The sequence below is a fragment of the Streptococcus sp. DD10 genome (genome assembly GCF_001578805.1).
Lineage (GTDB): Bacteria > Bacillota > Bacilli > Lactobacillales > Streptococcaceae > Streptococcus.
Map to the genome: position 1 here is coordinate 50,090 of NZ_KQ969157.1, position 13,348 is coordinate 63,437.

14 protein-coding genes and 2 pseudogenes are annotated in these 13,348 nt (G+C 38.1%); 8 read left to right on the forward strand and 8 right to left on the reverse strand.

Annotated features, from left to right (window positions below):
* Nucleotides 1-22: 22 nt before the first annotated feature.
* Nucleotides 23-823 carry an amino acid ABC transporter substrate-binding protein gene (locus STRDD10_RS00200; protein ID WP_067192985.1) on the reverse strand — a complete coding sequence of 267 codons (801 nt, stop codon included), beginning with the start codon at nucleotides 821-823 and terminating at the stop codon, nucleotides 23-25.
* A gap of 312 nt (nucleotides 824-1,135) precedes the next feature.
* Here STRDD10_RS00200 and STRDD10_RS00205 point away from each other — a divergent pair, with 312 nt between their 5' ends.
* The 8 genes from STRDD10_RS00205 to radC all read left to right on the forward strand — a co-directional run bounded on the left by STRDD10_RS00205 (nucleotide 1,136) and on the right by radC (nucleotide 7,281).
* On the forward strand, nucleotides 1,136-1,741 hold the full coding sequence (locus tag STRDD10_RS00205; protein ID WP_067192014.1) for a nitroreductase family protein: 606 nt from the start codon (nucleotides 1,136-1,138) through the stop codon (nucleotides 1,739-1,741).
* A 10-nt stretch (nucleotides 1,742-1,751) separates the two neighbouring features.
* Nucleotides 1,752-3,152 (forward strand): dipeptidase PepV, encoded by a 1,401-nt coding sequence (gene pepV, locus STRDD10_RS00210; RefSeq protein ID WP_067192016.1) that lies wholly within the window; start codon nucleotides 1,752-1,754, stop codon nucleotides 3,150-3,152.
* Between the two features lie 67 nt (nucleotides 3,153-3,219).
* Nucleotides 3,220-3,804, forward strand: coding sequence for a uracil-DNA glycosylase family protein (locus STRDD10_RS00215; protein WP_067192019.1), 585 nt, complete (start codon nucleotides 3,220-3,222; stop codon nucleotides 3,802-3,804).
* A 57-nt stretch (nucleotides 3,805-3,861) separates the two neighbouring features.
* A complete protein-coding gene (locus STRDD10_RS00220) occupies nucleotides 3,862-4,284 on the forward strand; it encodes a YbaK/EbsC family protein (protein ID WP_443031079.1) in 423 nt (140 codons plus the stop codon).
* A 26-nt stretch (nucleotides 4,285-4,310) separates the two neighbouring features.
* A complete protein-coding gene (locus STRDD10_RS00225; RefSeq protein WP_067192021.1) occupies nucleotides 4,311-4,604 on the forward strand; it encodes a rhodanese-like domain-containing protein in 294 nt (97 codons plus the stop codon).
* A 290-nt stretch (nucleotides 4,605-4,894) separates the two neighbouring features.
* Nucleotides 4,895-5,746, forward strand: coding sequence for a ribosome biogenesis GTPase YlqF (gene ylqF, locus STRDD10_RS00230; protein WP_067192024.1), 852 nt, complete (start codon nucleotides 4,895-4,897; stop codon nucleotides 5,744-5,746).
* Nucleotides 5,733-6,497, forward strand: coding sequence for a ribonuclease HII (locus STRDD10_RS00235; protein WP_067192027.1), 765 nt, complete (start codon nucleotides 5,733-5,735; stop codon nucleotides 6,495-6,497). Before ylqF ends, STRDD10_RS00235 begins: the two co-directional genes overlap by 14 nt.
* A 103-nt stretch (nucleotides 6,498-6,600) precedes the next feature.
* Nucleotides 6,601-7,281, forward strand: a complete 681-nt coding sequence (gene radC / locus STRDD10_RS00240; protein WP_067192030.1) for a RadC family protein — start codon at nucleotides 6,601-6,603, stop codon at nucleotides 7,279-7,281.
* Here the strand turns inward: radC and STRDD10_RS00245 are convergent.
* From STRDD10_RS00245 to STRDD10_RS00275, 7 genes and pseudogenes are all read right to left on the reverse strand, one after another.
* Nucleotides 7,282-7,973, reverse strand: a pseudogene (locus STRDD10_RS00245) (gamma-glutamyl-gamma-aminobutyrate hydrolase family protein).
* 2 nt (nucleotides 7,974-7,975) lie between these two features.
* Nucleotides 7,976-8,614, reverse strand: coding sequence for a redox-sensing transcriptional repressor Rex (locus tag STRDD10_RS00250; RefSeq protein ID WP_067192033.1), 639 nt, complete (start codon nucleotides 8,612-8,614; stop codon nucleotides 7,976-7,978).
* Between the two features lie 142 nt (nucleotides 8,615-8,756).
* Nucleotides 8,757-9,104 carry a DUF1831 domain-containing protein gene (locus STRDD10_RS00255; RefSeq protein ID WP_067192036.1) on the reverse strand — a complete coding sequence of 116 codons (348 nt, stop codon included), beginning with the start codon at nucleotides 9,102-9,104 and terminating at the stop codon, nucleotides 8,757-8,759.
* Nucleotide 9,105: 1 nt separating this feature from the next.
* Entirely contained in the window at nucleotides 9,106-10,221 is a 1,116-nt protein-coding gene (locus tag STRDD10_RS00260) for a cysteine desulfurase family protein (protein WP_067192039.1), read from the reverse strand.
* Between the two features lie 2 nt (nucleotides 10,222-10,223).
* The gene (locus STRDD10_RS00265; RefSeq protein ID WP_067192042.1) at nucleotides 10,224-11,180 is read right to left on the reverse strand and encodes a ribose-phosphate diphosphokinase; all 957 of its coding nucleotides are present in this window, start codon (nucleotides 11,178-11,180) and stop codon (nucleotides 10,224-10,226) included.
* Between the two features lie 69 nt (nucleotides 11,181-11,249).
* A pseudogene (locus STRDD10_RS00270) lies at nucleotides 11,250-11,818 on the reverse strand (CYTH domain-containing protein).
* Between the two features lie 170 nt (nucleotides 11,819-11,988).
* Entirely contained in the window at nucleotides 11,989-13,224 is a 1,236-nt protein-coding gene (locus STRDD10_RS00275) for an aminoacyltransferase (protein ID WP_067192045.1), read from the reverse strand.
* Between the last annotated feature and the right edge of the window lie 124 nt (nucleotides 13,225-13,348).

Below are 13,348 nucleotides of genomic sequence, written 5' to 3' on the forward strand. Positions count from 1 at the left end.
GTCCAATCGTTTTTAATATCTCTTATGGTAACTGAGATTGATCTGGAAGGTAAGAACCACCTAGATAGATATTACTGAGTTTTTCCAAGGTTCCATCTTGGTAGAGACCTTTTAAGGCAGTGTCAAATTCTTTTTTGAAGTCCTCTTGGTCGGAGCCAAAAACGATATAGTTGTTAGGATTGTTGCTGCTCTCCAACTCGACAACGGCTAGGTCTAGTCCCCGATCTTTGATAATCTTTTCAACTGAAATTTTATCAAAAATCAAGAAATCAAATTCCCCGTTGGCCAGATCAAAGAGGCGTTTACCAACATCCTCACCAGAATAGTCGATAGTTGCTGGGGTACCTGCATGCTCTTGATTCCAATCGGTTACCAGTTTGGCAGTGGATGTACCGGTATCGTCTTGAGTCGTTTTTCCAGCGATTTGATCAAGTGAGGTGAGGGATTGGGATTTTTGGCTGACCAGTACTAGAGGATTTTTGGCAATTGGGAGGGAGTAGAGATACTTTTCAGCTCGTTCCTTGGTGTAACTGAGGTTATTAGCAGCTGCTTGGTAGCGGCCTGCATCGATTCCTGGGAAAATACTCTCCCAAGCAGTTTTTTGGAACTGTATCTCATAGTTGGGCAATTTTTCATCGATGGCCTTTAAAACTTCTACATCATAGCCAGTTAGGTTTCCATTTTCCTCATAGTCAAATGGAGGAATGTCCCCCGCAGTAGCGACGACAATGGTTTTGGTAGTAGACGGTTCTGTCGTCGAATTTCCCTGACTGCAAGCAACCAATAATGGAGTTAATAATAGGGTCAATAAAGCTTTTTTTATGTTATTCTCCTTCAAGATGATGGTCTAATTGCTAGCATATCAAAGAAGAGGAAGCTTTTCCAATATAAATTTTTTATGGAGTCGATAAAGAAAAATTATCAAGAGTGAATTATTGAGACAGGTCTGCACGGCTAAGCCTTTAAACCAGCATGATCCTAGTTGATGAAAGAAGCTCCTGTCTGTCACAAGTGGACTCGCTGAATGTGTTCCTTTCACTGGCTAAGAGGAGGACTTATTCCTATGAAAAATCTCTGCAAGCTCTTTCAAATTATGGTAGAATGGAAACAGAAGAATTAGAAAAGGAACTTGCTTATGAAATTTTTAGAATTAAACAAAAAGCGACATGCTACAAAGCATTTTACAGATAAACCTGTTGACCCTAAGGATGTTCGGACGGCTATTGAAATTGCAACGCTAGCACCTAGTGCTCACAATAGTCAACCATGGAAGTTTGTCGTTGTTCGTGAGAAAAATAAAGAATTAGCAGACATTTCTTATGGTACGAATCAAGATCAAGTCAAGGAAGCGCCCGTGACAATCGCTCTCTTTACTGATACGGATTTGGTTAAGAGAGCTAGAAAGATTGCTCGAATTGCTGGTATAAATAACATGACCGATGAACTTCTGCAATACTATATGCAGAATTTACCTGTGGAATATAGCCATTACAGTGTTCAACAAAAAAGTGATTATTTAGCCTTGAATGCAGGTTTAGTGGCTATGAATCTTGTTTTAGCATTAACGGATCAGGGGATTGCTTCTAATATCCTCTTAGGATTTGACAAGGAGAAAGTGAATGAGGTTCTGGACATTGATAAACGTTTCCGACCAGAACTTTTGATTACAGTTGGATACACAGACGAGCAGTCAGAACCAAGCTACCGCTTGCCAGTAGATGAAATAATTGAGAAAAGATAGGAGAAATGATATGACAACAGTTGATTTTAAAGCCGAAGTTGAAAAACGTAAAGACGCTCTTTTAGCGGATTTATTTAGCCTATTAGAAATTAACTCTGAACGGGATGACAGTCAAGCTGATTCGGCCCATCCTTTTGGCCCTGGTCCAGTAAAAGCTCTCCATAAATTCCTTGAAATTGCTGACCGTGATGGTTATCCAACCAAAAATGTGGATAACTACGCTGGTCACTTTGAGTTTGGGGAAGGAGATGAAGTACTAGGGATTTTTGCACATATGGATGTAGTTCCTGCTGGAAATGGATGGGAGACTGATCCTTACACACCAACCATCAAAGACGGTCGCCTCTATGCACGTGGAGCTTCTGATGACAAGGGGCCTACGACTGCTTGCTATTATGGTTTGAAAATCATCAAAGAATTGGGTCTCCCAACTTCTAAGAAGGTTCGTTTTATCGTGGGAACCGATGAAGAATCAGGCTGGGGAGACATGGACTACTACTTTGAGCACGTTGGTCTTGCAAAACCAAATTTTGGTTTCTCACCAGATGCGGAATTCCCAATCATCAACGGTGAAAAGGGGAATATTACCGAATATCTCCATTTTTCAGGTGAAAATACAGGTGCAGCCCGCCTTCACAGCTTCACTGGTGGTTTGCGGGAAAACATGGTACCTGAATCAGCAACAGCAGTCGTTTCAGGTGACTTGACTGATCTGCAAGGCAAACTAGATGCCTTCGTTGCAGAACACAAGCTCAGAGGAGAAATTCAAGAAAAAGCTGGTCAATACGAAGTTACTATCATTGGGAAATCAGCCCATGGGGCCATGCCTGCTTCTGGTGTTAATGGGGCGACCTACTTGGCCCTCTTCCTCAGCCAGTTTGATTTCGTCGGACCTGCTCAGGACTATTTGGAAGTTGCTGGGAAGATTCTCCTGAATGACCATGAAGGAAAAGCTTTGAGTGTTGATTACGTGGATGAAAAGATGGGAGCTCTTTCCATGAATGCTGGGGTCTTCCGTTTTGATGAAAAGAGTAGCGACAATACCATTGCACTTAACTTCCGTTATCCAAAAGGAACCAGTCCAGAGAAAATCAAGGAAGCTCTTGAAACCTTGCCGGTGGGCAAGGTTACCCTGTCAGAACATGATCAAACACCACATTATGTTCCATTAGAAGATCCGTTGGTTCAAACCTTGTTGGCGGTTTATGAAAAACAAACTGGTCTTAAGGGGCATGAGCAAGTCATTGGTGGCGGTACTTTTGGACGTCTTTTGGAACGAGGAGTTGCCTATGGAGCTATGTTCCCAGACTCTATCGATACCATGCACCAAGCCAATGAATTTATTGCTTTAGATGATCTTTTCCGCGCTGCAGCCATCTATGCCGAAGCTATTTACGAATTGATCAAATAATAATAGAGAAGTCCAAACCTTTGATGGTGGACTTCTTTTTGGAAAGACCAAAAAAAGGGGGGGATACATGTCAGCTATTGAAAGGATTAAATTAGCTATTATGGCTGATCCGCAGAACGCCAGTTATACAGAACTCGGAATTAAACCGCTTTTTGCAGCACCCAAAACAGCGCGCATTAATATCATTGGTCAAGCCCCAGGATTGAAGACACAAGAGGCCGGTATCTATTGGAAAGATAAGAGTGGGGAGCGCTTGCGGGAATGGTTAGGAGTAAATGAGGAGCTTTTTTATCATTCAGGATTATTTGCGGTTATGCCCATGGACTTTTATTTTCCAGGACATGGAAAATCTGGTGATTTACCACCACGTAAGGGGTTTGCTGAAAAGTGGCATCCACAATTGCTTAAAGAATGTCCGAATATTGAATTGACTCTTTTGATTGGTCAGTATGCCCAAGCCTACTATTTGCAGGAGAAAATCAGTGGCAAGGTGACCGATCGGGTACACCATTTTAAAGATTACCTACCAGTCTATTTTCCACTGGTTCATCCTTCTCCTCGAAATCAAATCTGGATGAAAAAAAATCCATGGTTTGAAGATACCGTTGTACCGGAATTACAAGCACTCGTCCAAAAAATTATCCAAAAATAAAGAGGTGATCTCATGGATGCTTATCACTAAGTAGCCGATAAGCTATACGAATTAGGTATTGAATTTGAATTGGTTGAGCACGCACCAACTCTAACGACGGAACAGGCAGATGCTCTTATTGAAGGGATGCGGACTAAGACCATGTTTTTTACCAATAAAAAGAAAAACCAATACTACCTCCTCGTTATAGAAGACCAAAAAACTCTTGATATAGAGAATTTTAAGGAGCAGGTGGGAGTCAATCGGATACGGATGGCTTCAGCAGAATCACTAATTGAAAAGATGAACTTGATATCTGGTGTTGTTTATCCGTTTGGATTATTGAATAATAAAGAAAAAGATATCAAAGTTTACGTTGATAGAGAAATCGTAAACGAAGAACGGATGAGTTTTCACCGCAATACCAATGAAAAAACAAGCTTTATTAGTACCCATGATTCATTTTCTAGAAGCTATCGACTATATTTAACAAATCCTTGAACTACCTTAGAAAGATAGGAAAAATTATGAAGGAAGTTTCATTTTCTGATTTTTATCAAGCTTATAAAACTAGTGGAATTCAAATATTAGATGTCCGTGAGCAGGAGGAGTATGAGGTCCTTCACTTAGAGGGGGTTCAGTTGCTTCCCCTCTCTACCTTACCTAATCAGTATAGGCAGTTAGAACGTGACCAGGTATATTATGTAATCTGCAAATCTGGAATGCGGTCTGCTCGTGCTTGCCTTTTTTTAGAGGAACTAGGGTATGATGTAATTAATGTTCAAGGCGGTATGGATGCTCTTGAATCATCGGTTGAATAGGAAGACTAAGTCCTGAAAGTATCCCGATTACTAAGTTACCAGTCTATCATGATTCAAGCAATGCAGAATCAGTAAAAAAATGGTAAAATAGAGATATTAAACTGACTGAAGTTTCTCTATTTTATCATTTTTATGATTGGTTTATACATCTAAATGATCAAATTTGAGATTAAGTTAGTTAAAAAAATACAAGTCAGTTTGATTTATTTGAAAAACTAGATTTTGATGATTCATTTTAAAAACTGAAGAATAGACTTTGGATAGTTTATTATATCAAAGGAGAAACACACATGGCTACTATTCAATGGTTTCCAGGTCATATGTCCAAGGCCAGAAGACAAGTACAAGAAAATATAAAATTTGTGGATTTTGTCACAATTTTGGTAGATGCCCGTCTACCTATTTCAAGTCAAAACCCTATGTTGACGAAAATTGTGGGTGATAAACCCAAACTTCTCATTTTAAACAAGGCGGATTTAGCGGATCCTATAATTACGAAAGAGTGGCGGAGTTATTTTGAAGGACAAGGAGTGAAAACTTTAGCGATAAATTCCAAAGAGCAGTCAACCGTAAAGAAAGTAACAGAAGCCGCTAAAAGTCTTATGGCTGATAAAATAATTCGTCAAAAAGAGCGTGGTATTCAAATTGAAACCTTACGAACCATGATTATCGGGATTCCAAATGCTGGGAAGTCTACACTGATGAATCGATTGGCAGGGAAAAAAATTGCAGTTGTTGGGAATAAACCTGGAGTAACAAAAGGACAGCAGTGGCTTAAAACAAACAAGGATTTGGAAATCCTTGATACCCCTGGTATTTTGTGGCCAAAATTTGAGGACGAAGTAGTTGCACTGAAACTAGCACTTACAGGCGCTATCAAGGACCAGCTACTTCCTTTAGATGAAGTGACGATTTTTGGACTTAATTATTTTAAACAGTTTTATCCAGAGGCTTTAAAACATCGCTTTAAACAAATCAATCTAGAAGAAGAGGCACCAGAAATTATTATTTCGATGACGCAAAAACTTGGTTTTCGAGATGACTATGATCGTTTTTATAGTTTATTTATCAAAGATATCAGAGATGGAAAATTAGGTAGGTATAGTTTGGATAAAGTCGGAGACTTAGATGGCAACGATTAAGGAAGTTAAAGAACAACTTGCTTTGGCAGATTTTTTAGACCATCCTCTTTTTGAAGTTTATTCCAATGATAAGCGTACAGGTGTACAACTTGCTATTAAACAACGAAAAAAATTATTGCAAGTAGAACTTGAAGAAGAGCTCCGTTTGGAGCAGATGCTTTCATACGAAAAAAAGCTTTATGAGGATGGAATAAAATTAGTAGCAGGGATAGATGAGGTGGGGCGAGGTCCTTTGGCAGGGCCAGTTGTAGCAGCAGCGGTTATTTTGCCTCAGAATTGCAAGATTAGGGGATTAAATGACTCTAAAAAAATTTCCAAGAAAAAGCATGAGGAAATCTATTCAGAAGTTTTAGAGAAGGCACTGGCTGTTGGAATTGGTATTGTGGAAAATCAAGTTATCGACCAAATCAATATTTATGAAGCAACGAAACGAGCTATGTTAACAGCGATTGAACATCTTACGGAAACTCCTCAACATCTTTTAATAGATGCGATGACATTAGAGTCACATATTCCTCAAACTTCTATCATTAAGGGGGATGCAAAATCAATTTCAATTGCCGCAGCCTCCATAGTTGCTAAGGTGACTAGAGATAAGTTAATGGCTCATTATGATCAACTGTATCCTGGCTATGATTTTGCACAAAATGCAGGATACGGAACACCGAAACATTTACAAGGATTGAAGAAATTAGGGCGGACTCCTATCCACCGATGTTCGTTTGAGCCGATAAAGTCTAGCTATTTATAAGTGAATTACTGAAGAATAAAAAATAAAATCGAAACTGAAAAAGTTTCGATTTTATTTCACTCTCTTTTTTTCTATACGAATAAATTTATGGGAGGAGTAGTTTATGTATAGTATTTCATTTCAAGAAGATTCCTTATTACCACGAGAAAGGTTAGTTCAGTATGGTGCTAAGCATCTGAGTAATCAAGAATTACTGTCAATTATTCTGCGAACAGGAAATCGTAAGGAATCAGTCTTTGATATCTCACAAAAGATTATATCTGGTATGACTAGTTTAGCTGACTTTCGGGAAATGACTTTGCAAGAATTGCAAACGTTATCTGGAATCGGTCGAATTAAAGCAATCGAGTTACAAGCAACTATCGAATTTGGAGCAAGAATTTGTCAGGTTGAAACGATGGAACGAGAACAAATTACATCTAGTAGAGGACTTGCTATGAAGATGATGCAGGAATTAGGAGATAAAAAACAAGAGCACCTAGTGGCACTCTATCTTAATACACAAAATCAGATTATTCATCAGCAAACTATTTTTATCGGTAGTGTTAGCCGTAGTATAGCTGAGCCTCGAGAAATTATGCATTATGCTATTAAGCATATGGCTTCTTCTCTTATATTGGTTCACAATCATCCATCAGGTGTAACAAATCCTAGTAAAAATGATGACCAAGTAACACAAACTGTTCGAAAAGCTTGCGAACTAATGGGGATTGTATTACTTGATCATCTTATTGTAGGGCGCGACCGCTATTATAGTTATCGAGAGGAAACAGATTTGCTCTAATTAAAGATGATTTACAACATAATCAAACAAAGCAGCATCTCTTCGTCTCTTTCCATAGAGAAATTCAGGATGCCATTGGACACCTAAAAAAGGGCTACCATCAGTGGTAATGACCGCTTCGATTACATCATCATCCGGATCATGAGCAATGGCTTTTAAATTGGGGGCTAACTCTTTAATACTTTGATGATGAAAAGAGTTAATTGAGGAGTTGGAACCATATATATCATGCAAAATAGTATTTTCTTCTGTGACCATTCGCTGGGTTGTGTATTCAGCTGAGCTATCCTGCCAGTGGTGTTCGATGTCTTGATAGAGAGTTCCTCCCATTGCGACATTAAACAGTTGGGTTCCGCGACAAACAGTGAAGATAGGTTTATTTTGGTGTCTGGCTTCTCGGATAAGAGCTAGTTCAAAAAGATCACGTTCTAGTAGATAGTCATCACTTTCGATGGCTTTTTTTCTCCATAGAACTGAGGATCAACATTTTGACCTCCAGTGATAATCAGTTTATCAATTAAGGAAATATACTGTTTTGCCATTTCTTCATCTCCAATAGGGAGGATGAGAGGAATACCGCCAGAACGGCTAATGCCATCTACGAACCCCTTTGCTGTATAACTCATGATAGCAAATTCGGCTTCTGGGTTTGGTCTTTCATTTCCTGTAATGCCGATAACAGGTTTTTTCATATTTATTCTTCCTTTCTCATGAAATAGAGCAAAGTTTGGAGTTCACTTGTTAAATCAACGTATTGAACGACCACATCTTTGGGAACGGTTAAGTTAACAGGCGAGAAAGATAGAATACCTTTGATACCAGATTCTACAAGTGTCGTTGCAACTTCTTGAGCCTTAATACTTGGAACCGTTAAAATTGCTGTTTTTACATTTTCTAGGGCTAAAGTTTCATTTAATTGTGAGATACCATAAATAGGAATTCCATCTTTTGACTGGCTTCCCACTAAGGGATGGTCGTCTTTTTCAAAAGCCATAACTATTTTCATCTTATTACGTTCATGAAAACGATAGTCTAAGAGAGCACGGCCCATATTTCCAACTCCGACAAGAGCTACATTCGTAATAGCATTATCATTTAGTAACTCTGCAAAAAAATTCATTAATTTTTTCACATCATAACCGAAACCACGGCGACCTAATTCACCAAAGTAAGAAAAATCTCGACGAACCGTTGCTGAGTCAACACCAATGGCTTCAGCAATTTGCTTTGAACTGGCTTTTTCAATCTTTTCAGAATGAAATCGTTTAAAAATTCGATAATAAAGAGATAAGCGTTTAGCAGTTGCACGAGGAATGGAAGAGTTATTTTTCATATTCACAAAATCACAACCTTTCTACACTATTTATTTTAAAAAAAGTTTGTGAAAAAAGCAACTAAAAAGGAAGTCAGCAACTATAGAATGAAACGATGCTTCCTTCCCTTTTGTTATACTTTAATTCCCAACACGATAGAATTTAGAGAGCGGTTTTCACAAAGATTCCCCGATCCACCAAGCTATCCATTAGGAAGTAAAATTTTTGCTGGTAGATATGGTGGTCATCTGACTTAAAAATGTTAACCAGACGAAGTCCAGATTTGTCAGTAATATTAATTTTAAAACCAGTTAATTCTTTATTGACAATAATTTTCAACAAGAACCCCTGCCCACTATTTGGAACTTCCTCCAGAAGTCGGGTTAGTTCGTAGTGACCGACTTTAGTCTGGGCGAACGTATTATCTCTTAAAGTAAATTTTTTTAAATTGTCTCCTATGTGATAACTGTAAGAACAGTCTTTTAATGTGACAGATGGTTCAAATGCCATGTTAGCCTCCGGTGATGTCGTTGATTTTTTGTGTAAGATAGAGTGCTTCTTCCTCAGTATTTAGCTCAGAAATGCTGATGCGGATAGATTCAGTTAGTTTAGGAGAATTTCCCCCATAGAAACTGGCTAAGACGTGACTGGGTTCGATGGCACCAGCAGTGCAGGCAGAACCCGTTGAAACTGCGATATTTTCCAAATCTAAACGTAGTAAGAGTAAATCATTGGCCAAGTTGGGAAAGCCAATATTGAGAACGTGAGGAAGATGTGGAGTTTGTTGGTTAAGATAAAAACTGTTAGTTGAAAGATTATCTACTATAATTTTTGCTAGCTGTTCTACCTTTTCATAGTTTTCTTTCCAATGTTCTAGACTTTCAGTCAGAGCAGTAGCCATTCCTACAATACCTGGTAAATTTTCAGTACCAGCTCGACGTTTGTTTTCTTGACTGCCACCGTGTAGTAACTTTGAAAGTTTGACATGATTGGCGTAAAGGAATCCGACTCCTTTAGGTCCATGAAATTTATGAGCAGATGCAGAAAGGAGGTCAATTCCTAATTCCTTAGGATAAATAGGCATCTTTCCAATGGCTTGAACAGCATCTACGTGAAAGATAGCAGGATGATCTGATAACACTTCTCCAATCTCTTTGATTGGAAGAAGATAGCCTGTCTCATTATTGGCAAACATAGTGGAGACTAAGATTGTATCTGGACGTAAAGCATCTTTTATCTGTTGGCTAGTAATGACATTGTTTTTAGGTTTGATAAGAGTAATGTCAAATTCCCATTCATTTTTTAAATAGTCTAATGTCTCTAAAACAGCATGGTGCTCAATAGTGGTGGAAATGATATGTTTTCCTTGATTACGATGGGCTAGTGCATATCCTTTAATAGCTAAATTATTGCTTTCTGATCCGCCAGATGTAAAAATGATAGAGCCACTTTCTACATTCAGAGAATGAGCTATTTGAGAACGAGATTCTCGTAAAATACGAGCAGCTTTACGTCCGTCTCCATGTGTACTCGAAGGATTCCCATGGATAGTTGAAAGAATATCAGTCATGGCTGTGAGAGCGGATTTAGAAAGAGCAGTTGTTGCTGCATTATCAAAGTAAATCATGTTTACCCCTTGTTGTATGCAAATAGTGGACTGACAGGTTTTCTCTCTTGGATGCGAACGATAGCATCAGCAATTAATTCACTTGCTGTCACATATTTGATATTGTTAGGTGTTTCTTCTTTGGTTATGACAGAATCTGTCACGAGAATTTCTTGAATAGCTGTAGCATCTAGGATTTTTGCAGCATCATCAGCAAAGAGTCCGTGACTAGCTACTGCAAAAATATCTGTCGCACCTTCTAGTTCTACTATTTTTGCAGCTTCAGAGAATGTTCGACCCGTGTTTAAGATGTCGTCAATTAAGATGGCTTTTTTCCCAGAAACTTCACCAATGATATAAGCTTCAGAACGTCCATCTTCATCTTCAGCATAGTCAATGATTGCGATAGGAGCATCAAGATATTCTGCGAGTTGGCGAGCTCGTTTGACACCAGAGTTTTTAGGACTAACGACAACCACGTCATCACCTGTTAACCCTTTGGCACAGTAATGTTCTGCAAAAAGTGGCATGGTCATTAAATTATCAACTGGTATATCAAAGAAACCTTGCACCTGAACGGCGTGGATATCCAACGTTAATACACGGCTTGCTCCGGCTTTGACTAACATATTAGCAACTAATTTGGCAGTTAACGGTTCACGGGAAGCGGCTATCCGATCTTGACGCGCATAACCGAAATATGGCATGACCACATTGACTGAATTAGCGCTAGCTCGTTTGCAGGCATCAATCATGATCAAGAGTTCCCAAAGATGGTCGTTGACTGGGAAGCTGGTTGACTGAATGATGTAGATGTCATAGCCGCGAACACTTTCTTCAATATTGATTTGAATCTCTCCATCTGAGAACTGTCGTGAAGAGAGTTTGCACAAAGAAACTCCGGCAGCATTTGCAATTTTTTCAGCAATTGCGTGATTGGAGTTAAGAGAGAACAGTTTCATGTTAGATTTTTCAGTCATAATGATGAAGAAACTCCTTGATTAAGATAAAAATATTTTAGTTCTATTTTACCAAAAAAAAGCTAATTTTCATGAATTTGGCAATTTTTGAGCAAATCTTGCAATTTTACTTTTGGCAAATCGATATTCAATATCTTGCTCAGCTAAAAAGTCAAAAAAATCTGTTTCTCCTTTTTGAGGATTTTCAACTTCAACTTCAAGTTCATAGTCTGTATTGTCAAAGTAATGATTTTTATCCAGTGCTAAAAGTCCAATTTTATGTTTCATTTCATAGCGAAGGGTGGTTAGACTACCTAGTAAGATTAACTGTTTTGGTGAAATATCATTCTCTCTTAGGAGCTGAGTGATATGACAATCGAAAAATGGAGCTCCTTGAAGAATTGCCTCAGCTTCATTTAAGTTTAAGGGGAGATTATACTCCATATTTCCAATTTTTTGAGAAATCTTTAGAGTCAATTCAGCACTTTTTTCAAAAGTACGGATACGAAGAGAAGCTTTTTTTCTTTTAATCGCCAGTCTTTGGTATCAAAATAGTGATTGGTTTGCTTAATGGCTTTACTTTCCTTGAAAAGTGGAAGAAGTTTTAGATAGTCTTTGTGATGAAGTAAGGTTTTAAATTCAATTTCTAATTGATTCATTATTTCTCTCTTTAGATGGTATTTGGAGTTTAAAAAGCAAACAAAGAAGTAGGAAAACTATTTTTTTAGTATGTTTTACCACTTGAAAGCTGTGTTCTAAGCAACCAAATAAGGCGTCGAATAGGTGTGATGATTTCTTATCGAAAGCTGTTTATGTCCAACCTAAGCAGTTAGGACCGACCAAGAAGTCGTTTTATACTAGCAATCACTTTATATTTTAATGGGTGTGGATAGTAGCGGAAGGTACCCATCTTACGAACGATGTAGCCATTAAAGTTTTGTTTGAAACGAAGAACACCGTCACTTCCATCAAAAATTCCCATAATACCTAAAAAGTTATAGCGAGGGATACCTCGTTTAATTGTTTCAAGCATTACGTATTCTTGTAGAATAGCAGGAGCATAGAATTTGTTAAATTCGGTATAAGAGCCACTGAAGAGATAGGTAGTTTCCTGTGGAGTATAGACAAAAAGACTACCAGCTAGAACGACATCTTCTTGTCCATATTTTTGAATGAAATCTTGTGCTTCAGCTTTACGGACTTGAAAGGTGTCATACTGACTAGAAATTTCTCTAAGCTGGTTGTGTTTCTTTTCAGAGTTTGGATTTTTTTCAAGATCAGCTTGTAGTCTATCCATTTTTTGTTTTAGTTTACTCTGATCTTTTTCTAGGTTTTGATAGTAGTCTTGGAAATTCAAAGTTGCTACCATGAACTCGGCAGTATCACCAAAAGCATCAAAAAAATATTCGTAATATTCTAAGGATTTATCACTATAATCTCTCCGATCACTTGTGGAAGAGGTAATTTCCTTAAAGAGATGTAGTTCATTACGTTGTAGTTTTTTTAGTTGAATTCCAAAAGTTTTTGCTTTTTTTACAAGAGGTTTCCCTTTTTTACTAAAGGATTGGATGAGGGTGTTTTCATTGATTCCCTCCATATCCTTGACATAGTGCCAATCTCCTTCACCTCCTGGATAACCTGTCGTAAGACCGTCGTGATGGTATCCTATACTAGTTAATTGATTAAGGAGGATTTTATCCTCAGAACTAGTTGGTTTTCCTTCACTGTCAAAGCTCTGATAGGTATTATAGGGCTTAATGAGCAACTCAAGAACCCCTTTCTTCTTAGCAAAATCTTGTAATGCTTTATAGAAGTCTGTGAGTTTACTTGGATCTGTATAAACAGGGCCAGAGTTAATTTCCATACGGAGTCCACCTGTCATGGGAATGGTATAGAGGAGACTAGAAACAAGAATTTCTTCCTCTTCTTTCCACCCAATATAGTAAGGAGTGTAGCCCCGCTTTTCTAAAAGATCAGCCATTTGTGTAGTTTGAAGAAAAGAGCGATGGTGAACTTTTTGTGCGTGTTGGCGAAATTCTTCTTTGCTTAAAATAGTGAGTGTCATGTTGGATTACTTTCTATTTCTTAATTTTTTTCGTAATTTATAAATTTGATTAAAGAGAGGATAAAAGACACTAGTTGGGAGATTAAACTCTCCGACAAATTCTTCAATCTGTGGATTGAATTTA

Bases quoted from the DNA above. Each gene is read 5' to 3' on its own strand.
- STRDD10_RS00260 (WP_067192039.1), bottom strand. From the start codon at position 10,221: ATGATTTACTTTGATAATGCAGCAACAACTGCTCTTTCTAAATCCGCT.
- STRDD10_RS00235 (WP_067192027.1), top strand. From the start codon at position 5,733: ATGGCAACGATTAAGGAAGTTAAAGAACAACTTGCTTTGGCAGATTTT.
- STRDD10_RS00255 (WP_067192036.1), bottom strand. From the start codon at position 9,104: ATGGCATTTGAACCATCTGTCACATTAAAAGACTGTTCTTACAGTTAT.
- STRDD10_RS00225 (WP_067192021.1), top strand. From the start codon at position 4,311: ATGAAGGAAGTTTCATTTTCTGATTTTTATCAAGCTTATAAAACTAGT.
- STRDD10_RS00250 (WP_067192033.1), bottom strand. From the start codon at position 8,614: ATGAAAAATAACTCTTCCATTCCTCGTGCAACTGCTAAACGCTTATCT.
- STRDD10_RS00265 (WP_067192042.1), bottom strand. From the start codon at position 11,180: ATGACTGAAAAATCTAACATGAAACTGTTCTCTCTTAACTCCAATCAC.
- pepV (WP_067192016.1), top strand. From the start codon at position 1,752: ATGACAACAGTTGATTTTAAAGCCGAAGTTGAAAAACGTAAAGACGCT.
- ylqF (WP_067192024.1), top strand. From the start codon at position 4,895: ATGGCTACTATTCAATGGTTTCCAGGTCATATGTCCAAGGCCAGAAGA.
- STRDD10_RS00215 (WP_067192019.1), top strand. From the start codon at position 3,220: ATGTCAGCTATTGAAAGGATTAAATTAGCTATTATGGCTGATCCGCAG.
- STRDD10_RS00205 (WP_067192014.1), top strand. From the start codon at position 1,136: ATGAAATTTTTAGAATTAAACAAAAAGCGACATGCTACAAAGCATTTT.
- STRDD10_RS00275 (WP_067192045.1), bottom strand. From the start codon at position 13,224: ATGACACTCACTATTTTAAGCAAAGAAGAATTTCGCCAACACGCACAA.
- radC (WP_067192030.1), top strand. From the start codon at position 6,601: ATGTATAGTATTTCATTTCAAGAAGATTCCTTATTACCACGAGAAAGG.